We start from the raw sequence: 25183 nt of genomic DNA on the forward strand, positions 1-25183 counted from the left end.
TTGCCCCCGCTCTCTCGCGGCGACTCCGGAACTGTACGGGGACAGGCCCGCCACATGCAAATCGCCCCCGCCCGGGGTCCCGGGCAGGGGCGATCAGTGCGACACGGACCAGGTCAGCGGACCTCGGTGATCTCCGGACCGCGGGCGAACGGGTCGAGGGCCGCGCCGCCGAAACGGTTGTCGCCCTCGCCGGCCGCAGCCGCAGCCGCACCGCCGCCGTCGGCGACCATCTGGGCGTCCTCGGGGAGCTTCAGCACGATCGGGTCGCGGGGCGCCATCGGGCTCTCGCCCCGGACGACGACCGTCTGCTGGAAGACCTGCTCCAGGATCCCGGCCATTTCCGGCTGCACGGCGGCCTGGCCCGAGATCACACCGCGCAGGAACCAGCGCGGGCCGTCGCAACCGACGAAGCGCACCAGCTGTACGCCCTGGGTGCCGTCCGGCAGCTGCACCGGAACCTGCGCGCGGAGGTGCCAGCCGAGCGGGCCCTCCTCCTCCTCGATGAGGCCGCCCTGCGCGGTGATGCCGTTGGCGATCTCCTCGCGGACCTCCCCCCAGATGCCCTCCGACTTGGGAGCGGCGAAGGCCTGCAGCTGGATGGCGCTGTTGCCGAGGACCAGGGTCGCGGCGACGATCGCGTCACCGGCGACCTCCACCCGCAGCTCCATGCCCTCGACACCGGGGACCAGCAGACCCCCGAGGTCCACCCGCCCCTCCTCGGGGTTCTCCAGCTCGGAGTGGTCCCACGGACCGTCCGGCCGCGGGGCCGGCGGCAGGCCGACCTTGTCGGACGGGTCCAGCTCGGTCACGTTCTCGCTCTCGGCGGAACCTTCGACGTCATCGGCCGTCTCGTCGGCGCTGATGGCGTCGTCGGCGAGCTGCTCGACAGCGTCCTCGCTCTTCTGGCGACGACGGAACACGGTCACTGTCCTTCCCGGTCCAAGACCGATGCGAATACCTGCTCGGCTTCCTGCGAGGCCGCGGGAATGCTAGACCGCGGCGTGGCCGCCGGTCGACCCGAACCCGCCCTCGGCACGTGCCGACCCAGGCAGCTCGGCCACCTCGTGGAAACGGGCCTTCTCGACCTGCTGGATCACCAGCTGGGCGATCCGGTCCCCTCGGCGGAAGCTGACCCCCTCGCGCGGGTCCAGATTGACGACGATCACCTTGATCTCTCCACGGTACCCGGCATCGACCGTCCCCGGGGCGTTCACGAGGGCAACTCCGCAACGAGCTGCCAGCCCGGACCGGGGGTGGACGAAGGCCGCGTAGCCGTCCGGGAGGGCGATCGCGATGCCGGTGGGCAGGACGGCCCGCTCACCGGGGGCCAGCTCGGCGTCCACGGCGGTGCGCAGATCGGCTCCCGCGTCGCCGGGCTGCGCGTAGGCGGGCAGCGGCAACTCGGGGTCGATGCGCCTGATCAGGACGTCCAGCGGCGGGCGGGGGGTGTTGCTCAAGGGTTCACCTCAAAGGCTCGTGCGCGCTTCATCAGATCCGGGTCGTCGAGGACCTTCTCGATGTCCTCGGGACGACCGTGCGTGGTGAAGTGTTCCAGCTTCACCTGGATGAAGAGCGCCTGCGCCCGCACCGCGACCGGTCCGTCGGGGCCGCCGATGCGCGCCTCGGCGGCGCTGTAGATCTTGCGGCCGTGGACGCCGGTGACCCAGGCGCGCAGGTGCAGCACCGAGTCGACCGGGACGGGGCAGAGGAAGTCGGTCTCCAGCCGGCCGGTGACGGCGGGGGCGTGCAGCAGCCAGTTGAGCGTGCCGAGGGTCTCGTCCATGGCGGTGGTCAGCACTCCGCCGTGGGCCAGGCCCGGGCCGCCCTGGTGGACGTCCCGGACGGCGAACTCGGCGGTGACGTCGAGTCCCTCGCCGGCGACCGCGTCGATCCGCAGCCCGCCGGGGTGTTGCGGTCCGCAGCCGAAGCAGTGCTCGTAGTGGGAGCCGAGCCGGGTGCCGGGGGCGGGCGCCTCGGGGGCGCGCGGCGGCAGTACGGCGTCCGGCGGCGGGGTGGTCGGGGACGGCGGCAGCGCGGGCGCCGGCCGGTCGGCGGGGGCGGTGGGGGTGGTCGAACCGGTCACGGGGCCCCAGCCTACCCAGGGGTAGGCGCGCGGCCGGTGGGGGTGGCGTCCCGGTGCCGGCGTCAGGGCGCCCACAATGGGGGCATGTACGACGAACGCCTCACGGTGCCGCGCTCCTGGTGGCTGCTCCCGGTCGCGACCGGGCTCACGCTCGCCCTGATCCTGCTGCGGGTCGGCGGTCTGGCCGCGCTGGTCGGGCTGGTGGTCGGCATCGCCGCCGGCGCGGTCGCGATCAGCAGCTACGGCTCGGTCCGGATCCGCGTGGTGCAGGGCTCACTGGTGGCCGGGCCGGCCCGGATCCCGGTGGACGCCCTGGGCACCGCGCACCCGCTGAGCCCCGCCGAGGCGGTGGCCTGGCGCGGGCCGAAGGCCAACCCGCGCGCCTTCATGCTGCTGCGCAGCTACGTCCCGACGGCGCTGCGGATCGAGGTGACCGACCCGTCCGACCCGACGCCCTACCTCTACCTGTCGACCCGCTCGCCGATGAAGCTGGCGGAGGCGCTGGAGGAGGCCCGTCGCGGCGCCCGCACCTAGGGGCTCTCCGGCCGATCCTGCCGGACAGCACCTGGCGGAGGGACCCGCGCACGCCCGGGGGCAGCCCCGGACGCGCACAGGCCCGAAAAACGGAGAGGGACGGTTCCGCTGATGCGGGACCGTCCCTACGACTTTGTGCCGGCCGACGTGCTCATGGCCGACTCCGTCCTCCCGGTGCCGTCCGTCAGGACGACTCCCGGACCTGCCGTCCGGCCCCGCTGCCCGGGGCCGGAAGGGGCGCTGTGCCGGCCCCGCGGAAGCCGCGGGTGCCGGGCCCTGTCCGCCGCGGTGCTCAGGCGCCGCAGTCCCGGCAGATCGGGTTGCCGTTCTTCTCGCTGTACAGCTGACTGCGGTGGTGCACCAGGAAGCAGCTCATGCAGGTGAACTCGTCGGCCTGCTTCGGCAGCACCCGGACCGCGAGCTCCTCGTTCGAGAGGTCTGCGCCCGGGAGCTCCATGCCCTCGGCCGCGTCGAACTCGTCGACGTCGACAGAGCCGCCGCCCTTGTCGTTCCGCCGAGCCTTGAGTTCCTCGATGCTGTCTTCGTTGAGCTCGTCGTCGGTCTTGCGTGGGGTGTCGTAGTCCGTTGCCATTGTTCGCTCTCCCCCTCCGGGTTTGTGCGGTGTGTGCGGTATCTCCAGCGCACGTAACGCATGGGGGGTCGGTCTTGTGCCCGACCCGAGGCGGAGATTTTGCCTTACTTCAAGCCCTGTTACTCAATCGACACTCAGCCAGGGGTCCGTTGGGGTGATCCACCAGGCTGCGGGAGGCCTCACGCTGGGCCATCGCCAGCCTCCTCCAGCATCCGCTCGGCGGCCACTCACAGTGAGCACGGGCCGCGCTGACGCTCGTCCATTCCCTTGCCCACCTGGGGTGCCGACCAATCATCCGGCCGGGTACTGACCCGAAATCCGGTCACGGACTGCGATCGGCACCCCAGCTCGGACGATCACTCTCCGAGGTCGAGTGAAGTCACGGAGCGACACGATGTGAGCTTGGTCACGTTCAGAATCTTCCAGGGCAAACCACGGAAAATCCACCCACTTCGACTGCTCCGCCGAACACCCTAGTCTGCGCTCCTGCGCGCTGCCCGGCGGGCCAGGATCGCGGCCTGGCGCTCCTCGAACTTGCGCGCCTGGCCGTCCAGCCCGTCCAGGAAGACGCCGAGCTCGTTCTGCGCCAGCTGGCCCTCCGGGCCGAGGCCGCCGATCTCCATCACGCGCAGGTGGCGCAGCACCGGCTGCAGCACGTCGTCGTGGTGGATGCGCAGGTTGTAGACCCCGCCGAGGGCGATCTGCGCGGCGGCCCGCTCGAAGCCGGGGATGCCGTGGCCGGGCATCCGGAAGTCGGTGACCACGTCGGCCACGGCCCGCATGGCCTGGTCGGGGGCGATCTCCAGGGCGGCCTTCAGCAGGTTCCGGTAGAAGACCATGTGGAGGTTCTCGTCGTTGGCGATCTTCGCCAGCAGCTGGTCGCAGAGCGGGTCGCCGGCGTACTTGCCGGTGTTGCGGTGCGAGATGCGGGTGGCGAGCTCCTGGAAGGCCACGTACGCGACGGACTGCAGCATGCTGTGCGCGTTGTCGGACTCGAAGCCCTCGGACATGTGGCTCATCCGGGCCCGCTCCAGCTCCACCGGGTCGACGGCCCGGGTGGCGAGCAGGAAGTCGCGAATGGCTATCCCGTGCCGGCCCTCCTCGGCGGTCCAGCGGTGCACCCAGGTGCCCCAGGCGCCCTCGCGGCCGAACATGCTGGCGATCTCGTGGTGGTAGCTGGGGAGGTTGTCCTCGGTCAGCAGGTTCACCACCAGCGACACCCGTCCGAGCGGCGTCACGTGGGACTGCTCGACGGCCCAGGCGTCGCCGCCCAGCACGCCGTCGAAGTCGCGGCCCTGGCTCCACGGCACGAACTCGTGCGGCATCCACTCCTTGGCCACGGCGAGGTGGCGGTTGAGCTCCTTCTCCACGACCTCTTCGAGGGCCAGGATCAGCCGGGCGTCGGTCCAGCCGGTCGATCCGAGGGAGGCGCTGCTCTGCACAGGGGCGATGGTCACGGTCTTGCTCCTGGGGGACGGCACGCGCGGGACGGGCGCGTTGGGCGGGCACGTCTGCGGACGCACTTACGGTTCCGTAGGTTACGACACCGTAAGTTGCTCGGGCAGGAAATGACAAGCCGCCCCCGCCAGGCCTTATGTCGTCTTGACGGGCCTGACGGGGGCGGCGGTGAACGGTCGCTTACGGAGCGCGGCGGCGGGGAGGGCACGGCGGGGCCGGGAGGGGCCCGGCGGGCGGGGTCAGGGGTTGGGGATCCGGACCCGCATGGTGAGGCCGCCACCGGCGCGCGCAGTGGCCTCGATGGTGCCACCGTGGGCGCGCACCACCGAGCGGACGATGGACAGGCCGAGCCCGACCCCCTTGTCGCTGCGGGTGCGGTCGGCGCCCTTGACCCGGCGGAACGGCTCGAAGATGTGCTCCAGCTCGTAGCCGGGCACCACCGGGCCGGTGTTGGACACCACCAGCTCGCCGCCGCCGGGCACCTCGGCGGTGGCCAGCTCGACCCAGCCGCCGGGGGTGTTGTACCGGACGGCGTTCTGCAGCAGGTTGAGCGCCAGCCGCTCCAGCAGCACGCCGTTGCCCGCGACCACGGCCGGAGCGAGCTTGGAGCGCAGCTCGACCTCGCGCCGGTCCGCCTCGGCCCTGGTCTGCTCCAGGGCGCGGGTGGCCACCTCGGAGAGCTCCACCGGGCGGCGGTCGGTCAGCTCGTTCTCGCTGCGGGCGAGCAGCAGCAGGCCCTCCACCAGCTGTTCGCTGCGCTCGTTGGTGGCCAGCAGGGTCTTGCCGAGCTGCTGGAGGTCGGGCGAGGCGGCCGGGTCGGAGAGCTGGACCTCCAGCAGGGTGCGGTTGATCGCCAGCGGGGTGCGCAGTTCGTGCGAGGCGTTGGCGACGAAGCGGCGCTGGGAGTCGAAGGACCGGTCCAGCCGGTCCAGCATGTCGTCGAAGGTGTCGGCGAGTTCCTTGAGCTCGTCGTCCGGCCCGTCCAGCTCGATCCGCCGGTGCAGGTCGGAGGAGGCGACGTCGCGGGCGGTGCGGGTGATCCGGCCGAGCGGGCGCAGCACCCGGCCGGCCAGCGCGTAGCCGGCCGCGAAGGCGATCACGGCGAGGCAGACCAGCATCGTGAGCGACTTGCGCAGCAGGGTGTTGAGCGCCGAGTTGGAGCGCAGCAGGTAGTCGCCGGCCTGCTCCTGGTTGAACTGCGCGCTGTTCATCGGGACGCCGTTGACCCGCAGGCTGCCGTCGAACTGGAACGTGCGCGGCGCCAGGTTGTTCACGGCGTCCTGGAAGAACACGTACATCAGCAGCAGCAGGACCACGCCGGCCATCAGGAACATGCCGCCGTAGAGCAGGGTGAGCCGCATCCGGATGGTCGGCCGGAAGGGCAGCCAGGCGAGCATGCCGTCGCCGGGGGTGTAGCGACCGGGCTGGGGCGCGCGCGGGGGGTGCTGGGGCTTGGGCGGTACGGCGCGCGGGCCGCCGGCGGGCGCGCCGGAGGGCCCGCCGGCCGGGGGCGGGGTGGTCATGATGGTCCTCTCGGGGCGTCCGCCGGGGCGGGCGCGGGGTGGGTGGAGTCCGACCGGGCCCGGCGAACGGATCCGGTCCGGTCCGCTCGGATCCGGTCAGGTGGTCCGGCGGGTCCGGTCAGATCCGGTAGCCGGAGCCCGGGACGGTGACGATCACCGGCGGGTCGCCGAGCTTGCGGCGCAGCGTCATCACGGTGACGCGCACGACGTTGGTGAACGGGTCGGTGTGCTCGTCCCAGGCCTTCTCCAGCAGCTGCTCGGCGGAGACGACGGCGCCGCCGGCCCGCATCAGCACCTCCAGGACGGCGAACTCCTTGGGGGCGAGCTGGACGGTGCGGCCCTCGCGGATCACCTCGCGGCGGCCCGGGTCGAGCGAGATGCCGGCCCGCTCCAGCACCGGGGGCAGCGGGACGGTCGCACGGCGGCCCAGCGCCCTTACCCGGGCGACGAGTTCGCTGAAGGCGAACGGCTTCGGAAGGTAGTCGTCCGCGCCGATCTCCAGGCCCTCGACCCGGTCGCTGATGTCGCCGGAGGCGGTCAGCATGATCACCCGGGTGGCCAGGCCCTGTTCGACCACCTTGCGGCAGACGTCGTCGCCGTGGACCAGCGGGAGGTCGCGGTCCAGGACCACGACGTCGTAGTCGTTGACCGCGATGCGCTGGAGCGCGGCCTCCCCGTCGTACACCACGTCGACGGCCATCGCCTCGCGGCGCAGGCCGGTGGCGACAGCCTCGGCGAGCAACTGCTCGTCCTCGACGACGAGAACCCGCACGATCGTTGTCCCTTCTCCAGGCCGGCCCCGGAAGCGGACGCGCGGCTCCGACGGTGCCTCCATCCTGCCTGGTCCGCCGGTAAAGCAGCGATAAGCTGCCGCCCAGGCACGGAGCGTTGGCAGCGGGTGATGACCGTTCGTGTCGGGACCAGTCCGGTTGGACTGTGACACAGGCAACTTTCTCGGGCCGGAAGGTTTCCCCATCTCCCCGGCGGGGAGGACAGCTTCACACCCGCGATCTGGCTGTTGGCCGATCGCACCCACCCGCCGTGCGTTCATCCGCGCCGGCCCTGGGGCTGGGACGTCACCGGGAGCGGCCGAAGGCCGTCTCCGCGCTCGACCGGAGATCCACGACCTGCCGGACGGGGCGCTGCCGCTGGCCACACCTCCTCGGGGCGGAGAACGTACGACCGTGCACGTCCGACACAGTAAGGGGGCCCGTATGGACGCCTTCAAGGCCGGAATCCTGCAGCGCATAGCCAACGCCGAGCAGGATCTGCACCGCGCGATCGAGGCCGGGGACGAGTTCCTCGCCGAGGTGGAGCAGTCCGAGCTGGACGACCTCCGCCGGCTCGCCGCCGAGCACGGCGTGGACACCGTGCTGGAGCGCCACCGCACCGCCGCCTGATCCACCCGACCTTCCGACCCGACGCCGGACCTCCGGCACCAGCGGCCCTGCGGGGGTCGTGCGAAAACCCCAGGCCCTGGCATCCCCCGTATGCCAGGGCTCTTCGCTGTCCAGGACTGAGGACGCGTCCTCAGTCCGCCCAGGCGCGCAGCGCGGCCAGCCGCTCCTGCAGCGGCTGGTACACGCCCGGGGCGGCGGCCACGGTCAGCTCGCCGTCCGGGCCGTGCCCGGGGCGGCCGCCGACCAGGGCCCCGGCCTCGGCGGCGATCAGGCAGCCGGCCGCGCGGTCCCAGGGGGCGAGGCCGCGCTCGTAGTAGCCGTCCAGCCGCCCGGCGGCGACGTCGCACAGGTCCACCGCGGCGGCCCCGCCCCGGCGGATGTCCCGCACCTCGGGCATCAGGGACAGCAGCACCTCGGCCTGGCGGGTCCGCACCGACTGGACGTAGTTGAAGCCGGTGCCGATCAGCGCCTGGCCCCACGGCGGGGCCGGGCGGGTGGAGAGCGGCCGGCCGTCGAGCTGGGCGCCGCGCCCGAGGACGGCGTGGAACAGCTCGCCGCGGGCCGGCGCGTACACCACGCCGACGACCGCCCGGCCGTCCAGCTCGGCGGCCACGCTGACCGCCCAGGAGGGCAGCCCGTACAGGTAGTTGACCGTGCCGTCGAGCGGGTCGACGACCCAGCGCACCCCGCTGGTGCCGGGCCGCTCGGCGCCCTCCTCGCCGAGGTAGCCGTCCTCGGGGCGGCGCTCGGTGATCAGTTCCAGGACGAGCTTCTCGGAGGCGAGGTCCATCTCGGTCACCACGTCGACCGGACTGCTCTTGGTGCCGGCCACACCGAGGTCGGCGGGCCGGCCGTCGCGCAGCAGGGCGCCGGACTGCCGGGCCGCGTCCAGGGCGACCTCCAGCAGGTCGTCGAGGAGCCGGTCGTCGGGCAGGGCGGGGGTGGGCACGGGTCTCTCCTCCGGGGGGAACGGGACGGGCGGTCAGCGCTCGGCGGCGGCCGGGCGGGGGGCTCGCGGGTTGGGGCAGCAGGCCACCGCGCACACGTCGTGGCTGGGGCCGAGCGCGCCGAGGGCGCAGCGGGTCACCGGCTCGCCGCGCTCGGCGGCGGCCCGCTCCAGGACCAGTTCGCGCACCGCGGCGGTGAACCGCGGATCGGCGCCGACGGTGGCGGCGCGGGCCACCGGCAGGCCGAGTTCGGCGGCCTTGGCGACGGCCTCGGTGTCGAGGTCGTACTTGACCTCCATGTGGTCGGAGACGAAGCCGATCGGGACCATCACCACGGCGGGCGCGCCGTCGGCGTGCTGGGCCTCCAGGTGGTCGCAGATGTCCGGTTCCAGCCACGGCGTGTGCGGGGCGCCGCTACGGCTCTGGAACACCAGCTCCCAGGGCCGGTCCGCGACGCCGGTGCGTTCGGCGACGGCCTCGGCGATCAGCCGGGCGACGTCCAGGTGCTGGGCGACGTACGCGCCGCCGGGGCGGCCGCGGGCCGGGTCGTCCGGGGCGCCGGAGGTCTCGGCCATGGCGTCCGGGATGGAGTGGGTGGTGAACGCCAGCCGGGCGCCGGCCCGGACGTCCTCGGGCAGCCGCGCCAGGGCGGCCAGGGTGGCGTCGACCATCGGCTCGACGAACCCGGGGTGGTTGTAGAAGTGCCGCAGCTTGTCGACCCGCAGCTCGGGCAGGCCCTCCGCGGCGAGGGCGGCCAGCGCGTCGGCCAGGTTCTCCCGGTACTGGCGGCAGCCCGAGAAGCCGGCGTAGGCGCTGGTGGCGAGGACGGCGACGCGGCGGTGGCCGTCGGCGGCCAGTTCGCGCAGGGTGTCCACCAGGTAGGGCGCCCAGTTCCGGTTGCCCCAGTAGACCGGCAGGTCCAGGCCGTGCTCGGCGAAGTCCTTGCGCAGCGCGGCGAGCAGTTCACGGTTCTGCTCGTTGATCGGGCTGACCCCGCCGAACAGGAAGTAGTGCTTGCCGACCTCCTTCAGCCGCTCCTTGGGGATGCCGCGGCCCCGGGTCACGTTCTCCAGGAACGGGACGACGTCCTCGGGGGCCTCGGGCCCGCCGAAGGAGAGCAGCAGCAGGGCGTCGTACGGCTGCGGTGCTGCCGGGGCGGCGCCGGACGGTGAGGGTTTGCGCGCGTCGGACATGGCACCGATCCTGCCATTGAGGGGCCGGAGACCCCGTCAGGGCTGCGAGGATGTCCGGAAAATACTGTTTGCCAAGGTACGTAAGCTGTGTTCGCCAGCCTCGTTCCTTACCCCCGCGGAGCTCCCGTGCTGTCCAGCTACCGCCAGATATTCGCCTCCCCCGGCAGTCTGGCCTTCTCCTCCACCGGCTTCGTCTCCCGACTGCCGATCTCCATGACCGGCATCGGCATCGTGACCATGCTCTCCCAGCTGAGAGGCTCCTACGGGGTGGCGGGCCTGGTGTCGGCGACCCTGGCGATCTCCGCCGCGCTGCTCGGCCCGCAGGTCTCCCGGCTGGTGGACCGGCACGGGCAGCGCCGAATAATCGTCCCGGCCATGGCGCTCACCATCGTCGCCGTGGTCGGCCTGCTGCTGTGCGCCCGGTTCAAGGCGCCGGACTGGACGCTCTTCGTCTTCGCGGCCGGCATGGGCGTCATGCCGAGCACCGGCGCGATGGTCCGCGCCCGCTGGGCCCACCTGTACCGCGACGACGCCCCCAAGCTGCACACCGCGTACTCCTTCGAGGCCGTCGTCGACGAGGTCTGCTTCATCGTCGGCCCGATCCTCTCCATCGGCCTGGCCACCTCCGTCTTCCCCGAGGCCGGCGTCCTGCTCGCCGGGGTCTTCCTCGCCGTCGGCGTCCTGCTCTTCGCCGGGCAGCGCGCCACCGAACCGCCGGTCCACCCGGGCGCCCGGCACGCCGGCGGCTCGGTGATCCTCAACCGCGGCCTCCAGGTGCTGATCCTCACCTTCGTCGCCACCGGCGCGATCTTCGGCTCGGTCGAGGTCGTCACCGTCGCCTACTCCGAAACCCAGGGGCACAAGTCCATCGCCAGCGTGATCCTCGCGCTGTGGGCGCTCGGCTCCTGCCTGGCCGGCGTGGTGTTCGGCACCCTCAAGCTCACCGGCTCGATGGCCGGCCGCTTCTTCGCCGGCGTCCTGTTCATGGCGCTCAGCATGGCGCCGCTGCTGCTGGTCGCCGAGTCGGTGCGCGGAGTCGGCGGGCTGATCGCGGTCGGCGGCGCGCTGCTGATCGCGGGCATCGCCATCTCCCCCACCCTGATCACCGCGATGGCCCTGGTCGAACGGCTCGTCCCGGCCGCCCAGCTGACCGAGGGCATGACCTGGACGACCACCGGGCTCGCCCTCGGCGTCGCCGTCGGCTCCTCCGCCGGCGGCTGGGTGGTAGACGCCGCCGGCTCCGCCGCGGGCTACTGGGTGCCCCTGACCGCCGGGGTCTTCGGCGTGGTCACCGCGCTCGCCGGACTGGGCCGGCTGCGCGCCGGACTCGCCGTCGACGAGCCCGCCGAAGCGGCCGAACAGACCGTAGACCTCGAACGGTGAACTGACTAATCTCTCCCTACCCGCGGGCCTACCCGCGGGTAGGGCGGCCCCCACCGCCCCGGACCGCGCCGACCCCGGTCGGCCACGGAGCAGGAGGCGGCGCCATGCCCCAGGCCAGTACCGCGACCCCCACCCGGTGGACCAACTGGGCCGGGAACCAGAGCGCCCGGCCCGCCCGGGCCGCCACCCCCGGCACCGCGGAGGAACTGGCCAAGGAGATCCTGCGCGCCACCGAACAGGGCCGCACCGTCAAGGCCGTCGGCTCCGGCCACTCCTTCACCTCGATCGCCTCCGCCGGCGACGGCGTCCTGCTCCGCCCGCACGCGCTCACCGCCGTCCGCGAGATCGACCGCGAGGCCGGCACCATCACCGTCGAATCCGGCCTCCCGCTCGCCCGGCTCAACCGGATCCTCGCCGCCGAGGGCCTCTCCCTCACCAACATGGGCGACATCGAGGTGCAGACCGTGGCCGGCGCCACCAGCACCGGCACCCACGGCACCGGCCGCGACTCCGGCTCGCTCGCCGCCCAGATCCGCGCCCTGGAGATCGTCCTCGCCGACGGCAGCGTCCGGCGCTGCTCCCCCACCGAGCACCCCCGGCTCTTCCAGGGCGCCCGGCTCGGCCTCGGCGCCCTCGGCGTGATCACCGCCCTGACCTTCGCCGTCGAACCGGCCTTCCTGCTCACCGCGCACGAGCAGCCGATGGCCTTCGACGAGGTGCTGGAACGGCTGGACGACCTCACCGCGGTCAACGAGCACTTCGAGTTCTACTGGTTCCCGCACACCGACCGCTGCGCCACCAAGCGCAACAACCGCAGCCAGGGCCCGGCCGCCCCGCTGACCCGGTTCAAGGAGTGGCTGGAGGACGACTTCCTCTCCAACACCGTCTGGGAAGGCGCCTGCCGGGTCGGCCGGCGCTTCCCCGCCAGCATCCCCGCCATCGCCTCGCTGGCCAGCCGCGCCTGGTCCGACCGCAGCTACACCGACACCGCGCACCGGGTGTTCACCAGCCCGCGCAAGGTGCGCTTCGTGGAGATGGAGTACGCGGTGCCGCGCGCGGCCGTCGCCGGGGTGCTGCGCGAACTGAAGGCCCTGGTCGAGCGCTCCGACTGGAAGATCGGCTTCCCGGTGGAGGTGCGCTTCGCCCCCGCCGACGACCTCTGGCTCTCCACCGCCTCCGGTCGGGACAGCGCCTACATCGCCGTCCACCTCTACCGGGGCACCGCCGACCAGGGCTACTTCACCGGCGTCGAACAGCTGATGTGCGCCCACCAGGGCCGCCCGCACTGGGGCAAGCTGCACACCCGGGACGCCGAGTACCTGTCCGGCGCCTACCCGCACTTCGGCGACTTCACCGCCCTGCGCGACGAGGTCGACCCGCAGCGCGTGTTCGGCAACGACTACCTGCGCCGGGTCCTCGGCGCCTGATCACGGGGTGGCGCCCTGGGTCGGCGCCGCGGGCTGCGGCGGGGCCACGGAGGCGGGGGCATTGCTCGGCACCGGCGGCTGCGGGCTCGCCCCGCCGGAGGTGCCGGAGGGCTTCCCGCCGTCCGCGGTCGGCGACGAACCGGCCGACGGCGTCGCGCTCGGGCCCGCCGAGGGCGAGGCCGTACCGCCGCCGTGCTCACCGGCCCCACCGCTCGGGCTCGTGCTCGGGCCCGTGCTCGGCTCCCGGCTCGGCCGCGTCGTCGGCGGGGCCGAGGCACCGCCGGACGGCGAGGGCTCCGAGCCGTGCCCGCCGCCGGTGGAGAGCCGCTCCGCCGGCGGCGCCTCCCGCGGGGAGGGGGACTTCGGGCTCACCACGCCGCCGAAGGAGGTGCCGTTGCCCGACTCGCCCTTCACCGTCGCCGACACCGGCTGCCCGGTGGCCAGTTCGAACGCCAGGATCGGCGTCATCGCCACCACGAACACCAGCCCCGACACGGCCGCGTAGGTCTTCCAGGTCCACCGCCGACGCGCCCGGACCACCTGCGGCTCGTTCCACTCCGAGGAGATCGCCGACGGCGCCGGCTCCACCGGGCGCTCCGGCACCTGGCGCAGCCCGTTCACGGCGTGGCCGGGCCCCCGGTCCACCACCGCCTCACGCAGCTGCTCGCCGGTGCGCCGGAAGATGTGCTGGAACACCGCACCGCCGGTGGTGGCCCCGACACTGACCACCGCCGCACCCAGGATCGTTCCGTACACGCCGAGTTCGGAGGCGAACAGCGCCCCCACCACCGTGGCCAGCGCACTCGCCGCGACCTGAGCCACACTCAGATCGATCCGCCTGCGCTCCTTCTTGCCGCCCTCCTCGGCGGGGCTCCGCTCCGGCATCAACATCCCTCGGTCCGTACGACTGTTCCTCGAACAAGTCACTCCATCTTGCCCAAAGAAGGACACAAGGGACGAAAATGCGGTTCTCCGGCCCCGATATATGTGAAGATGATCACCGTTCACCCGCCGGTGGTCCGCCGTTGGGGGCATGCGCTCTTGAGATTCCCGTGAATCGCGGGAGACTTGAGCGGCGAGCCGCCCCTTCGGATGCCACGAATGGAGTACTGTTCGTAAAGCCTGAGCCTTGGGTCGACTTGTCGACTGCGCCCACACCGGCAGCTTGACGAAGAGCCACGGAACAGGCACGCACGGCGACGCCCGTCCCGGACCGTCGCGAACACTCCGCGTGCGAGGACGGCCGGGGCACCCAGGCGCGACGTCGACGGATGGCGTGGCAAAAAGGCAACCGTGCCACAGCGGCGTGACCGGGCGTATGCCCGACACGCCGGGGAACTCAGCAAGGTTGTGGCCAGTCGCGAGTGGGCAGGCCACACTCAGTACGGGAGCAGCGACGCAGGTGACGTCGGCAGGCACCACCCGGGAGGTAACCGTGCCCGAACTGCGGGTTGTGGCCGTCAGCAACGACGGCACACGGCTGGTGCTCAAGGCTGCCGACAGCACGGAGTACACCCTTCCCATCGACGAGCGGCTGCGCGCCGCCATCCGCGGGGATCGTCCGCGCCTCGGCCAGATCGAGATCGAGGTCGAGAGCCATCTGCGGCCCCGGGACATCCAGGCCCGGATACGAGCCGGTGCCTCCGCCGAGGAGGTCGCCCAGGCCGCCGGCATCTCCGTCGACCGGGTCCGCCGCTTCGAGGGTCCGGTCCTCGCCGAGCGCGCCTTCATGGCCGAACGCGCCCGCAAGACCGCCATCCGCCGCAACGGCGAATCCACCGGGCCCCAGCTCGGCGAGGCCGTCGCCGAGCGGCTCGCGCTGCGCGGCGCCGAGAAGGACACCGAACGCTGGGACTCCTGGCGGCGCGACGACGGCACCTGGGAGGTCATCCTCGCCTACCGTGCCGACGACGAGGGCCGCAGCGCCTCCTGGACGTACGACCCGCCCCGGCGCCTGGTCCAGCCCAACGACGACGAGGCCCGCGCGCTGATCGGCGAGAACGTCGAGCGCGAGGAGGAGTCGGTCTTCCCGTTCATCCCGCGGATCGCCCGGCTCCCCCAGGACCGGCCGCCCCGCCCGATGATCGACCGGCCCTCCGCCGACCGCATCATGTCCGCCCGCGAAGTCCGCGAGTCCCGCGAGGCCACCGCCGAGTCCAGGGACTCCCTGACCAGCCTGCTCGACGTGGTCCCCGCCTTCCGCGGCGACCTCGCCGTCGGCCCCGCCCCGATCGAACCGGTACCCGCAGAGGTCGCCGAGGAGAGCGAGGAGGCGGCCGCGGCCGCCGCACCGGCGGTCGGCGCGGGCTCGGCCTACGCCGACATCCTGATGCCGCGGGCCGTCGCCCCGCACCGCGAGCGCCTGGTCGGCACCACCGACCGCCAGGCCGAGGCGGACGGCGTCCGGCCCGGCCGCCGGGCCACCGTGCCCAGCTGGGACGAGATCGTCTTCGGCAGCCGGCGCAAGAAGCAGGAGTAGCAGCCCTGACGTCAGGGGCGGGAGGCCGGGCCTCCCGCCCCTGACGCACGCCCGGACTCAGCCCGGCTGGTCGGTCACCGCCACCGGGCGGGCCTCGTCGCTCGACCACTCGCTCCACGACCCCGGGTACAGCGTCGCCGACAGGCCCGCCACCTCCAGCGCCAGGATCTGGTGCGCCGCCGTCACCCCCGAGCCGCAGTACACCGCCGTCTCCCGCTCACCCGCGCCCAGCGCGCGGAACCGCGCCGTCAGCTCCGCGGCCGACCTGAACCGCCCGTCGGCCGCCACGTTCTCGGCCGTCGGCGCCGACACCGCGCCCGGGATGTGCCCGGCGCGCGGGTCCACCGGCTCGCTCTCGCCCCGGTAGCGGTCCCCCGCCCGGGCGTCCAGCAGCAGCGCACCGCGCGCCCAGGCCGCCGCGCCGTCCGCGTCCACCACGGGCAACTGCCCCGGGACCGGCTTGAAATCACCCTCCGCCGGCGCCGGAACCTCCGCCGTCACCGGCAGTCCGGCCGCCGACCAGGCCGCGTAACCGCCGTCCAGCACCCGGACGTCCCGGTGCCCGGCCCAGCGCAGCAGCCACCAGGCGCGGGCCGCCGCCAGCGAGGCCGCGCCGTCGTACACCACCACCGGGCGGTCGGAGTCCACCCCCAGGCGGCGCATCGCCGCGCCGAACTCCTCCGGGTCCGGCAGCGGGTGGCGGCCGCCCCGGCCGGGGGCGCCCGGCGGGGCCGCGAGGTCCCGGTCCAGATCGACGAAGCGGGCGCCGGGCAGGTGCCCGGCCCGGTACTCCTCGACGGCGGTCGGGCCGGACTGCGCGGCACCGACCAGCCGGTAGCGCACGTCCAACAGCACCGGCGGGCGCGCGGAGGCGAGCGCCTGCGCCAGCCCGGCCGCGGAGATCAGCGGGGAACCGTCGTTGTAGGTGGTCATGGCGGCCATTGTCGCGCAGCGCCGCCACCCCGCCGCTCTTTGTGCGCTCTTTGCCGGAATTTCCGCGCGGCCCGAGGGTTCGACGCGCGCCAGAGTGGAAGCATCACCCTCGCGCGCGAGGATTTCCGTGCGCCAACCACCCATTGCGCCAACCACCCATGAGGAGGCCCGCATTGCCCGCGGTGGAACTCCGACTGGCCCAGGGCACCCCCTGCTGGGTCAGCCTGCTGACCGACGACCTGGCCGGCGCCCGCGCGTTCTACGCCGACCTGCTCGGCTGGACCTACACCCCGGGCCCCGGCCAGCTCGGCGCCTACGTCCGCGCCGAACTCGACGGGGCACCGGTCGCCGGCCTCGGCGTCTCCACCGCCACCGGCTTCCCGGTGCAGTGGACCACCTACTTCGCCGTCGACGACGCCGACCACACCGCCCAACTGGTGCGCTCCTGCGGCGGAACCGTGGCCGTCGGGCCGCTCCAGGCCGAACGCGCCGGGCGGATGGCCATCGCCGCCGACGTCTCCGGCGCCGTCTTCGGCCTCTGGCAGGGCGAGGAGCACACCGGCCGGGAGGCCGGGCCCGAACCCGGCGGACCGGCCTGGACCGAACTGCTCACCCCCGACACCGACGGCGCCGTCGCCTTCTACACCGCCGTGCTCGACCGCCCCGTCCGGCACGCCGACGACGAGTCCGCGCTACTCGTGCACGGGCAACCGGTCGCCGGCATCCGGCACCGCGCCGAACTGCGCGGCCATCCGCCCCGCTGGCGGGTCCACTTCGCCGTCCGCGACGCCGACGCCACCGCCCGGCACGCCGTCGGACTCGGCGGCCGCGTCCTGGTCCCACCGCACGACACCGCCCGCGGCCGCGCCGCCCGGCTGTCCGACCCGCAGGGCGGGCACTTCTCGGTGCTGGAACTCCGCTAGCGCGCCCAGGACAGGACTCAGACCTGCTGCTCGAAGGGCAGCACGTCCGGGGAGAGCACCGAGGCCCGGGCCGTCGCGGCGGTCAGCCGGCGGCGGTGGTGCCGGCGGCAGAGCACCTCGTACCCGACCTCGTCCTCGTTCACCGAGATGTCGCCGACCACCACCTGGGCGCCCTCGACCACCATCACCCCGCCCACCGTCCGGGCGTTGTGCGTCGCCCGCGCACCGCACCAGCACAGCGCCTCGACCTGGAGCACCTCCACCCGGTCGGCCAGCTCGATCAGCCGCTGGGAGCCGGGGAACAGCCGGGTGCGGAAGTCCGTGGTGATCCCGAACGTGTAGGCGTCGATGTCGAGTTCGTCCACCACCCGGGCCAACTGGTCGACCTGCTCGGCGGCGAAGAACTGCGCCTCGTCGCAGATCAGGTAGTCCACCCGGCCGCCCGCCGAGAGCCGGTGCACCACGTACGCGTGGAAGTCGAAGTCGTCCGTCACCTCGACCGCGTCCGCCCGCAGGCCCAGCCGGCTGGAGATGGTCGCCGCACCGGCCCGGTCGTGGCGGGTCAGGATGAGGCCCTGCCGGCCGCGGGCGGAGTGGTTGTGGTCCATCTGCAGCGCCAGCGTCGACTTGCCGCAGTCCATCGTGCCCGAGAAGAACACCAGTTCAGCCATGGGTGGAGCAAAGGCCTTTCACATCAGGGGAGTTCGGGCACAGAAGAGTCAAGGACCTGGCTCAGCCGCGAACTTCGAGCAGCGGCACGAACTGCTCGACCGGGGTCATCGAACCGTGCAGACCGATCATCGCGGACTCGCCCGGCTCGTTGCGGGAGGCGGTGATCGCGATGTCGTCCCGCGCCGCGGCCACCACGTCGCCGATCCGCCCGTACACCCGCTCGTCCACGACCGGACCGAACCAGCCCGCCGCGATCGCCTGGTCCCGGGTGGCCACCCACATCCGGTCGCCCAGCACCTCGCTCCAGACCGCGAACACGTCGGCCGCCGCACCGGGCACCGCGTACACGTGCCGGGCCCGGCCCTCGCCGCCCAGCAGGGCCACGCCGGCGCCCAGCTCCCAGTCCTCGTCGAAGTCGATCCGGTCCTCCGGCGCGATGTCGATCATGCCGTGGTCGGCGGTCACGTACATCGCCGAACGCGGCGGCAGCCGCTCGGCCAGCCGGCGGGCCAGCCGGTCCACCGCGTCCAGGGTCATCCGCCACTCGTCCGAGTCCACCCCGAAGCGGTGGCCCGCACCGTCCAGCTCGCTGACGTACGTGTAGACCAGCGCCCGGTCGTGCTCGGCCAGCCAGGAGGCCGCCAGGTCCATCCGCTCCTCGCCCGTGGTCCGGCCCAGGAAGGTGCCGCCGGACAGCGCCACCCTGGTCAGCGGCGTCTGCGAGAACAGCGGGGAGGACACCTGCGCGGTCGCCACCCCGGCGGCGTCCGTCCGCTCGAAGACCGTCGGGTACGGCTGCCAGACGTGCGGGTCGGTGTGCGGCTGCCAACGCAGCTGGTTCATCAGATAACCGGCGCCCGGCACCGCGACCGTGTACCCGGCCAGACCGTGCAGCCCCGGCGGGGTGCCGGTGCCGACCGAGGCCAGCGAGGTCGCCGTGGTCGACGGGAAACCGGCGGTCAGCGGGCGGCCCGAACCACCCATCGAACTCCCGGCCAGCGAGGACAGGAACGGCGCGTACTCCGGGTGCCGCAGCAGCAGCTCCCAGCCCAGGCCGTCCACCAGGAACACCACCACCCGGTCCGCCGGGGCGATCGGCAGGGTCGCGGTGAAACCCGGAACGCCCAGGCCCGCCGCCACCGAGGGCAACAGGTCGCAGAGCGAACCGCTGCCGTACGGGGGCGCGGGAGCCGCGGCCGGGTCGAGGATCTCGAAGGCGTCGAAGCCGCCGGAAGGTGCGAAGGACATGAAACCGGATTCGTAGCAGTCGAAGGCGGCGGCGCTCAGACCCGCGGGCCGTTGCTGATCGTCGCGTCGGAGAGCGCGCGGGCGAACACCAGTGCCTGGGCCACCGTCTCCGGGCCGTCACCGGCCTCGCTCACCCGCAGTGAGAGATCGTCAGCCGTCGCCGAACCCGTGTAGCCGTGGTCCGCCTCGCAGTTCGGGTCCGAACAGCCCGCGGGCTCCAGGTCCAGCCGCTGCACCGCACCCCAGCCGATCGTCAGCACCACCTCGCGCGGCAGCGTCCCCGGCGTGTACGTCTCCGGGTTCGCGACCATCCGGCTCAGCACGACCGAACCGATCCGGTCCAGCCGGACGCTCTCCGTCGACGTCGTCGCGAACGGCACCGCCGGACTGCCCGCGTCCCCCGACTGCTCGTCGGTGTGGCTCACCACGAACCGCGTCGGGGTCAGCACCAGCACCGTCACGTGCCGACGCACCTCGTTGGCGTCGAAGGTCGTCTCCTGGTGCACCAGGTAGGAGCTGATCGGCTCCGGGCCCACCGCGGCCTCGACCGCCTCGGACACCAGGGCCGGGTAGTAACCGCTGCGCTCGATCGCCGAGCGCAGGTCCTGAGTGCTGGTGGTACCGGTCTTCGCCATAACTCCATCCTGGCATGGTCCGCCGACGAAGCGGGCGGCACGGCGCCGAGCTTCGGACAACAGCGCCCACAGGCAGGCGCAACCAAGGAAGGTTACAGGGTGCTCATCGCGCGCGGGCCCAGATCGCTACGGACGGGCAGCGGTGCGATCCGCACCCGCGCCCCCAGGATCGCCAGCCCGTACGGGGCCACGACCACCGGTTCGAGATCCACCGAGGCGATCTCCGGAACGTCGTCCACCAACTGCGACACCCGCAGCAGCAACTCCTCCAACGCGCCGGTGTCCACCGCCTCCGCACCCCGCCAACCGAACAGCAGGGGCGCCGCCCGCACCTCCCGGACCAGCCCGGCCACCTCCTGGTCGGTCGCCGGGACCAAGCGGTGCGCCACATCGCCCAGCAGCTCGGCGGGCGCCCCCGCCAGGCCGAACGACAGGATCGCGCCGACCGCCGGATCCACCGTGGCACCGATCACGGTGTCCACCCCGCGCGGCGCCAGCCGCTGCACCACCAGCTCCGCCTGCGCCGCACCGCCCAGCAGCGCGTCCAGCTCGCGGTGCGCCCGGCGCAGCCCGGGCTCGCCGGTCAGGTCCAGCCGCACGCTGCCCAGGTCCGGGCGGTGGCGCAGATGCGGGGCGGTGGCCTTCAACGCCACCGGATAGCCGAGTGTCGCCGCGGCCCGCACGGCCGCCTCCTCGTCCGGCGCCGGCAGCGCCGGGAAGACGTCGATGCCATAGCGGGCCAGCAGCTCGCGGGCCCCGGCGTCCGGCAGGGTGATCCGGGCGCCGCCCGGCTGCGTCCGCGCGGCGATCGCCGTCCGGGTGCTCAACGCCGCCTCGACCAGCGCGCGGGCGCCCGGCTCGTCGATCCGGTCCAGCTCGGGCACCCGGGCCGTCTCCTCCGCCTCGGCCGTCCGGCGCCGCCACTGCGCGTAGTGCACCGCGTGCGCCAGCGCCCGCACCGCCCGCTCCGGCGCCGCGAACGCCGGCACGCCCCCCGGGCGCAGCCGGACCGGCAGATCGGTCAACGCCAGATGGGCGAGCACCAGCGGCTTGCCCAACTCCCTTGCCCTTCGGCTGGCTTCGAGCAGTGCGTCGGCGATCTCCGGATCGTCCGAACCCATCTCCGGATCGTCCGGACCGGTCAGCCGGCCGCCCATGAAGGCGTGCGCGGACGTGCCGATCGGCGGGATCGCCACCGCGATCACCGCGTCCACCGCCGGATCGGCCAGCGCCACGTCCAGCGCGATCCGGAAGTTCTCGCCCGTCGCGGCCGTGGTCAGGTCCACCGGCGTGCGCGGCCGCAGGCCCGCGCTCAGGCAGGCGTCGTAGGTCAGCAGACCCAGCGAGTCCGAGTTGCCGACCACCGCGACCCGGTCCCCCGGCGGCAGCGGCTGCAGGGCCAGCAGCTCCCCGGTGTCGTACAGCTCGGTGATCGTCTCCACCCTGATCACGCCCGCCTGCTCGAACAGCGCGTCCACCGTCGCGTCACGCAGCCCCGTCGCGGTCGCCGGCACCGCGTGGCCCGGCGGCAGGCTGCCGGTGTGCCGGGCGCCCTTCACCACCACGACCGGCTTCACCGCGGCCAGCCGGCGCGCGATCCGGGTGAACTTGCGCGGGTTGCCGAAGGACTCCAGGTAGAGCAGCACCACCTCGGTGGCCTCGTCCTCCGCCCAGTACTGCAGGAAGTCGTTCCCGGAGACGTCCGACCGGTTGCCCACCGAGGCGAAGGAGGACACCCCCAGGCCCCGGCGGTGCGCCGACTCCAGCAGGGCCACCCCGATCGCGCCGGACTGGCAGAAGATCCCGAACCCGCCCCGGCCCGGCAGCTGCGGGGCCAGCGAGGCGTTCAACGGGCGGTCCGGATCGGTGTTGATCAGGCCGAAGGCGTTCGGGCCGATCACCCGCATCCCCGCCGCCCGCGCCTGGCGCACCAGCGCGCGCTGGCGGTCCCGGCCCTCCGGACCGGTCTCCGCGTACCCGGCGGTCACCACCACCAGGCCCTGCACCCCGTGCGCGCCGCACTCGGCGACAGCCGCCGGGACGGCCCCCTCCGGGACGGCGATCACCGCGAGATCCACCGGCCCGGGAATGTCCAGAACCGAACGGTGCACCGGGACGCCGTCCAGCCCGGTGCCCGGCGGGGCGTTGCGGTTCACCGCGTACACCGGGCGCGTGTCGTCGGCACTGCCCAACAGGTCCCGCAGGATCGCCCGGCCCACCGTCTGCGGATTGCGCGACACCCCGATCACCGCCACCGACCGCGGGGTCAGCAGCCGCTGCACCGACTTCGCCTCCGCCCGGTGCTCGCGCGCCCGCATCACCGCCAGCGAACGGTCCGTCTGCTCAAGATCGAACTCCAGGTGCACCACACCGTCGGTGAAACTGCGGCGCTGCGTGTAGCCGGCATCGGTGAAGACCTTCACCATCTTCCGGTTCTCCGGCAGCACCTCCGCCTGGAACCGGCGGATCCCGCGCTCCTGCGCCACCGCCGCGATGTGCTCCAGCAGCGCCGACGCCACCCCGCGGCCCTGATGGGCGTCCTGCACCAGGAACGCCACCTCGGCGTCCGTCCCGGCCTCGGACGGACGGCCCTGCGCGTCGATCCGGTCGTAGCGGACGGTCGCGATGAAACGGTCCCGGACCACCACCGCCAGCGCCACCCGGTCCACGAAGTCGTGGTGGGTGAAACGGCGGACGTCCTTCTCCGACAACCGGGGATAGGGGGCGAAGAAACGGAAGTACTTGGACTGGTCCGACACCTGTGCGTAGAACTCCACCAGACGCTCCGCGTCCTCCGGCGTGATCGGCCGGATACGGGCCGTACCGCCGTCCCGCAGCAGGATGTCGGCCTCCCAGTGCTGGGGGTAATCCGGTCCGGATTCCCCCCGGTCACCGGGGTCCTGCTCGGGCTGCGCCACTGCGGAGTCGTCCACATTCGTCAGGTTATCCGGCAGCGAGCCGAATGGCGCCGGGCGCACACTGGCAGCAGGGTGGGCAGGGCCGCCGGCCGGGCCTTATGCCCCGAAAAGAAACAATCACAAGTCCCGAACGCGGCGGCTCGCAGGGGCCGCCTGCGTGCAACACTGGTCTAGACAACATGGCCGCTTTCCCCGAGCACGGCCGTAACCAGCTTCACCGGAAAGGCACGTCTCATGGCTGAGCGCCGCGTCACCATCGGTTGGGCCGAGGGCCTGCACGCCCGTCCCGCCTCCGTCTTCGTCCGGGCCGTCACGGCCACCGGCGTGCCGATCACCATCGCCAAGCCAGGCGGCAACCCCGTCAACGCCGCCTCCATGCTCGGCCTGCTCGGCCTCGGCGCCCAGGGCGGCGACGAGGTCATCCTCGCCTCCGACGCCGACAACGCCGACGACGCCCTGGACCGCCTCGCCAAGCTCGTCCAGGAAGGCCTCGACGAGCTCCCGGCCGCGGCCTGAGCCAACTCGACCGACAGAAGCGCCCGGCAGTCCTAACACTGCCGGGCGCTTCTGTTCGCGGAATCGATCGCATCCACACCATTGAGCGAACTGGCGAGCGGTCGCGCTCCTTCGGCGATCGATCGCACAGATGCTCGCCGCATGACATTCTTCGACCTCGAACGACCCGAGCACGCCTACATGTTCGCCTTCCTCCAGGCGGACGGACACCTCACCGAGCAGTCCCGCAACCGCGGCCGGCTCTCCGTGGAACTCTCCGCGCGCGACGCGCCCATCCTGGAGGAGTTCCAGCGGCTCTGCCCGTACAACAGCAGCATCCGGTACCGGACGCGCAGCACGAACTTCAAAGCGGAGCACACCTCGGCGATGTGGACCGTCTGCGCCCGCGAATTCCGCGAGGAACTGCGGGACCTCGGCCTGCCGGTGGGGCGGAAGTCCGAGCTCATCGCACCGCCGACGGTGCCGTTCTCCGAGCGCGACTACCTGCGCGGCCTCATCGACGCCGACGGCTCGGTGGGCCTCACGTCCAAGGAACTGCCCTTCGTCGGCCTGGCCACCAAGAGCGACGCGACGGCCGCCTTCACTGCCCTCTATGCAGAACGCCTCTGCGGAGCCCGGCGCAAGCTCAACCGCAACAAACGCGACAACATCTACAACATCCTCTTCCTCAACGAGGCCGCCGTGGCCCTGGCCACCGACCTCTACTACCCGGGCTGCCTGGCGCTGCTCCGCAAGCAGGCCGGTGCCGATCGAGTCAGCGTGTGGGTTCGTCCATCGACCATGGGATTCGCACCCCCTCGGCGCAGCTGGACCCCGGAGGAGGACGAGGTGATCCTCACCGCACCAAGCATGGAGACGGCCTCCGCGCACTTGGGGCGAACGCTCAAGAGCTGCAAGGTCCGTCACTGGCGACTTGTCGGCCCCAAACGTCCGAGAGTCTTTCCGCAGCGGTGAAGGCGGCCCCCGGCTTCGTCGGGGGCCGCCTCATTCGATCACCCCTTGACGCAGACGACCTGCATGAGGTGGGCGATCGGCTCGACGAGATCGGTCTGCTGTGCCATGACCTTCTCGATCGACTTGTACGCGCCCGGGATCTCGTCCACGACGCCGCTGTCCTTGCGGCACTCCACGCCCTTGGTCTGCTCCACCAAGTCCTGCGTGGAGAACCGCTTCTTCGCCGCGCTGCGGCTCATCTTGCGGCCGGCACCGTGCGAGGCCGAGTTGAACGACGCCTCGTTGCCCAGCCCGCGCACGATGTACGAACCGGTGGCCATGGACCCCGGGATGATGCCGTAGTCGCCGGTCCGGGCGCGAATCGCGCCCTTGCGGGTCACCAGCAGGTCCTGGCCGTCGTACCGCTCCTCCGCCACGTAGTTGTGGTGGCAGCTGATCTCGTCCTCGAAGGTCACCTTCGCCTTCGGGAGCTCGCGGCGTACGACGTCCTTGAAGAGAGCCATCATGATCGAGCGGTTGTGCAGCGCGTATTCCTGCGCCCAGAACAGGTCCTGCCGGTAGGCCGCCATCTGCGGGGTCTCCGAGATGAACACCGCGAGGTCACGGTCGATCAGCCCCTGGTTGTGCGGCAGCGACCGGGCCACACCCATGTGGTACTCGGCCAGTTCCTTGCCGATTCCACGAGAACCGGAATGCAGCGTCAGCCAAACACTTTTCTTATCATCGACACATAGTTCAATGTGGTGATTCCCTCCCCCGAGCGTCCCCATCTGCTGCATCGCCCGCTCGCGGCGCCACTTGACCTCCCCGGCCACGCCGTCGAACCGGTGCCAGAAGTCGTCCCAACCCGCCGTCCGGAGGCCGTGCAGCTTGGTCGGGTCGACGGGGTCGGTGTGGAGGCCGCGGCCGACCGGGATGGCCTGCTCGATCTTGGAGCGGAGGCGGGACAGGTCCTCGGGGAGGTCCTCGGCGGTGAGGGAGGTCTTCACCGCGCTCATTCCGCAGCCGATGTCGACGCCGACCGCCGCCGGGCAGACGGCGCCCTTCATGGCGATGACGGAGCCGACGGTCGCGCCCTTGCCCAGGTGGACGTCGGGCATCACGGCGAGGCCGTGCAGCCAGGGCAGGGAGCTGATGTTGCGCAGCTGCTGCAGGGCCTGGCCCTCGACGGTGGCCGGGTCGGTCCACATCCGGATCGGGACCCGGATTCCGGGCACCTCGGTGTACGTCATGGTTGAACGACCTCCAGCGGTCGGGTGGTTCGGGGAAGGGGGTGCCGCGCGAAGAAGCCCGGTGCGGCTCGGGGAAGTTCGGGGGTGGGGCTCAGGCGCCCTGGGCACAGGGGGAGGACGGCCTTGGGGAGCG

At 72.6% G+C, this 25183-nt stretch carries 24 protein-coding genes; 8 read left to right on the forward strand and 16 right to left on the reverse strand.

Annotation, left to right across the window (positions count from 1 at the left end; all coding sequences use genetic code 11):
- Positions 1-113: 113 nt before the first annotated feature.
- The 3 genes from ACFVX9_RS25925 to ACFVX9_RS25935 form a co-directional block, all read right to left on the reverse strand.
- Complete coding sequence (locus tag ACFVX9_RS25925) at positions 114-920, reverse strand: DUF3710 domain-containing protein (protein ID WP_363374242.1); 807 nt, start codon at positions 918-920, stop codon at positions 114-116.
- A gap of 69 nt (positions 921-989) precedes the next feature.
- Positions 990-1457, reverse strand: a complete 468-nt coding sequence (dut, locus tag ACFVX9_RS25930; protein ID WP_063349388.1) for a dUTP diphosphatase — start codon at positions 1455-1457, stop codon at positions 990-992.
- Positions 1454-2032: a PaaI family thioesterase gene (locus ACFVX9_RS25935; protein ID WP_063351415.1), complete on the reverse strand. Its 579-nt coding sequence runs from the start codon at positions 2030-2032 to the stop codon at positions 1454-1456. Before ACFVX9_RS25935 ends, dut begins: the two co-directional genes overlap by 4 nt.
- A gap of 135 nt (positions 2033-2167) precedes the next feature.
- Between ACFVX9_RS25935 and ACFVX9_RS25940 the strand changes: the two genes are divergently transcribed.
- A complete protein-coding gene (locus ACFVX9_RS25940; RefSeq protein ID WP_063349387.1) occupies positions 2168-2617 on the forward strand; it encodes a DUF3093 domain-containing protein in 450 nt (149 codons plus the stop codon).
- Positions 2618-2909: 292 nt separating this feature from the next.
- Here ACFVX9_RS25940 and ACFVX9_RS25945 read toward each other — a convergent pair whose 3' ends face one another.
- The 4 genes from ACFVX9_RS25945 to ACFVX9_RS25960 all read right to left on the reverse strand — a co-directional run bounded on the left by ACFVX9_RS25945 (position 2910) and on the right by ACFVX9_RS25960 (position 6962).
- The gene (locus tag ACFVX9_RS25945; RefSeq protein ID WP_030057692.1) at positions 2910-3209 is read right to left on the reverse strand and encodes a DUF4193 domain-containing protein; all 300 of its coding nucleotides are present in this window, start codon (positions 3207-3209) and stop codon (positions 2910-2912) included.
- A gap of 473 nt (positions 3210-3682) precedes the next feature.
- Positions 3683-4666 carry an acyl-ACP desaturase gene (locus ACFVX9_RS25950; RefSeq protein ID WP_380375589.1) on the reverse strand — a complete coding sequence of 328 codons (984 nt, stop codon included), beginning with the start codon at positions 4664-4666 and terminating at the stop codon, positions 3683-3685.
- 240 nt (positions 4667-4906) lie between these two features.
- Positions 4907-6190 (reverse strand): cell wall metabolism sensor histidine kinase WalK, encoded by a 1284-nt coding sequence (locus tag ACFVX9_RS25955; RefSeq protein WP_063349385.1) that lies wholly within the window; start codon positions 6188-6190, stop codon positions 4907-4909.
- Positions 6191-6308: 118 nt separating this feature from the next.
- Entirely contained in the window at positions 6309-6962 is a 654-nt protein-coding gene (locus tag ACFVX9_RS25960) for a response regulator transcription factor (protein WP_063349384.1), read from the reverse strand.
- Positions 6963-7404: 442 nt separating this feature from the next.
- Between ACFVX9_RS25960 and ACFVX9_RS25965 the strand changes: the two genes are divergently transcribed.
- Complete coding sequence (locus ACFVX9_RS25965; RefSeq protein ID WP_030057688.1) at positions 7405-7590, forward strand: hypothetical protein; 186 nt, start codon at positions 7405-7407, stop codon at positions 7588-7590.
- A gap of 130 nt (positions 7591-7720) precedes the next feature.
- Here ACFVX9_RS25965 and ACFVX9_RS25970 read toward each other — a convergent pair whose 3' ends face one another.
- Entirely contained in the window at positions 7721-8539 is an 819-nt protein-coding gene (locus ACFVX9_RS25970) for an inositol monophosphatase family protein (RefSeq protein WP_380480684.1), read from the reverse strand.
- Between the two features lie 33 nt (positions 8540-8572).
- On the reverse strand, positions 8573-9730 hold the full coding sequence (locus ACFVX9_RS25975; RefSeq protein ID WP_063349382.1) for a ferrochelatase: 1158 nt from the start codon (positions 9728-9730) through the stop codon (positions 8573-8575).
- A gap of 126 nt (positions 9731-9856) precedes the next feature.
- Between ACFVX9_RS25975 and ACFVX9_RS25980 the strand changes: the two genes are divergently transcribed.
- Positions 9857-11113, forward strand: coding sequence for an MFS transporter (locus ACFVX9_RS25980; protein WP_063349381.1), 1257 nt, complete (start codon positions 9857-9859; stop codon positions 11111-11113).
- Between the two features lie 104 nt (positions 11114-11217).
- Complete coding sequence (locus ACFVX9_RS25985; RefSeq protein ID WP_387983669.1) at positions 11218-12540, forward strand: D-arabinono-1,4-lactone oxidase; 1323 nt, start codon at positions 11218-11220, stop codon at positions 12538-12540.
- On the opposite strand, the gene ACFVX9_RS25990 is transcribed toward ACFVX9_RS25985, so the two are convergent.
- A complete protein-coding gene (locus ACFVX9_RS25990; RefSeq protein WP_387983670.1) occupies positions 12541-13425 on the reverse strand; it encodes a hypothetical protein in 885 nt (294 codons plus the stop codon). It lies immediately after the preceding gene.
- A gap of 517 nt (positions 13426-13942) precedes the next feature.
- On the opposite strand from ACFVX9_RS25990, the gene sepH reads away from it, so the two are divergent.
- Positions 13943-15019 carry a septation protein SepH gene (gene sepH / locus ACFVX9_RS25995; protein WP_079135886.1) on the forward strand — a complete coding sequence of 359 codons (1077 nt, stop codon included), beginning with the start codon at positions 13943-13945 and terminating at the stop codon, positions 15017-15019.
- A 57-nt stretch (positions 15020-15076) separates the two neighbouring features.
- Here the strand turns inward: sepH and ACFVX9_RS26000 are convergent, their stop codons facing one another.
- Positions 15077-15952, reverse strand: a complete 876-nt coding sequence (locus ACFVX9_RS26000) for a sulfurtransferase (RefSeq protein ID WP_380375594.1) — start codon at positions 15950-15952, stop codon at positions 15077-15079.
- Positions 15953-16134: 182 nt separating this feature from the next.
- On the opposite strand from ACFVX9_RS26000, the gene ACFVX9_RS26005 reads away from it, so the two are divergent.
- Positions 16135-16875 (forward strand): VOC family protein, encoded by a 741-nt coding sequence (locus tag ACFVX9_RS26005; RefSeq protein ID WP_347878564.1) that lies wholly within the window; start codon positions 16135-16137, stop codon positions 16873-16875.
- A gap of 17 nt (positions 16876-16892) precedes the next feature.
- Here the strand turns inward: ACFVX9_RS26005 and ACFVX9_RS26010 are convergent, their stop codons facing one another.
- From ACFVX9_RS26010 to ACFVX9_RS26025, 4 genes are all read right to left on the reverse strand, one after another.
- Entirely contained in the window at positions 16893-17546 is a 654-nt protein-coding gene (locus ACFVX9_RS26010) for a thymidine kinase (protein ID WP_063349376.1), read from the reverse strand.
- Between the two features lie 61 nt (positions 17547-17607).
- Positions 17608-18795, reverse strand: coding sequence for an alkaline phosphatase family protein (locus ACFVX9_RS26015; protein WP_063349375.1), 1188 nt, complete (start codon positions 18793-18795; stop codon positions 17608-17610).
- Positions 18796-18830: 35 nt separating this feature from the next.
- Positions 18831-19430, reverse strand: coding sequence for a DUF5998 family protein (locus ACFVX9_RS26020; RefSeq protein WP_063349374.1), 600 nt, complete (start codon positions 19428-19430; stop codon positions 18831-18833).
- A gap of 92 nt (positions 19431-19522) precedes the next feature.
- Positions 19523-22348, reverse strand: a complete 2826-nt coding sequence (locus ACFVX9_RS26025; RefSeq protein ID WP_380375618.1) for a GNAT family N-acetyltransferase — start codon at positions 22346-22348, stop codon at positions 19523-19525.
- Positions 22349-22582: 234 nt separating this feature from the next.
- On the opposite strand from ACFVX9_RS26025, the gene ACFVX9_RS26030 reads away from it, so the two are divergent.
- Positions 22583-22864, forward strand: coding sequence for an HPr family phosphocarrier protein (locus ACFVX9_RS26030; RefSeq protein ID WP_063349373.1), 282 nt, complete (start codon positions 22583-22585; stop codon positions 22862-22864).
- Positions 22865-23005: 141 nt separating this feature from the next.
- Positions 23006-23818 (forward strand): LAGLIDADG family homing endonuclease, encoded by an 813-nt coding sequence (locus tag ACFVX9_RS26035; protein ID WP_380375595.1) that lies wholly within the window; start codon positions 23006-23008, stop codon positions 23816-23818.
- A gap of 38 nt (positions 23819-23856) precedes the next feature.
- Here the strand turns inward: ACFVX9_RS26035 and ACFVX9_RS26040 are convergent, their stop codons facing one another.
- On the reverse strand, positions 23857-25050 hold the full coding sequence (locus ACFVX9_RS26040; RefSeq protein WP_380375596.1) for an RtcB family protein: 1194 nt from the start codon (positions 25048-25050) through the stop codon (positions 23857-23859).
- Positions 25051-25183: the final 133 nt, after the last annotated feature.

This window comes from Kitasatospora sp. NPDC058243, assembly GCF_042882025.1.
Lineage (GTDB): Bacteria > Actinomycetota > Actinomycetes > Streptomycetales > Streptomycetaceae > Kitasatospora.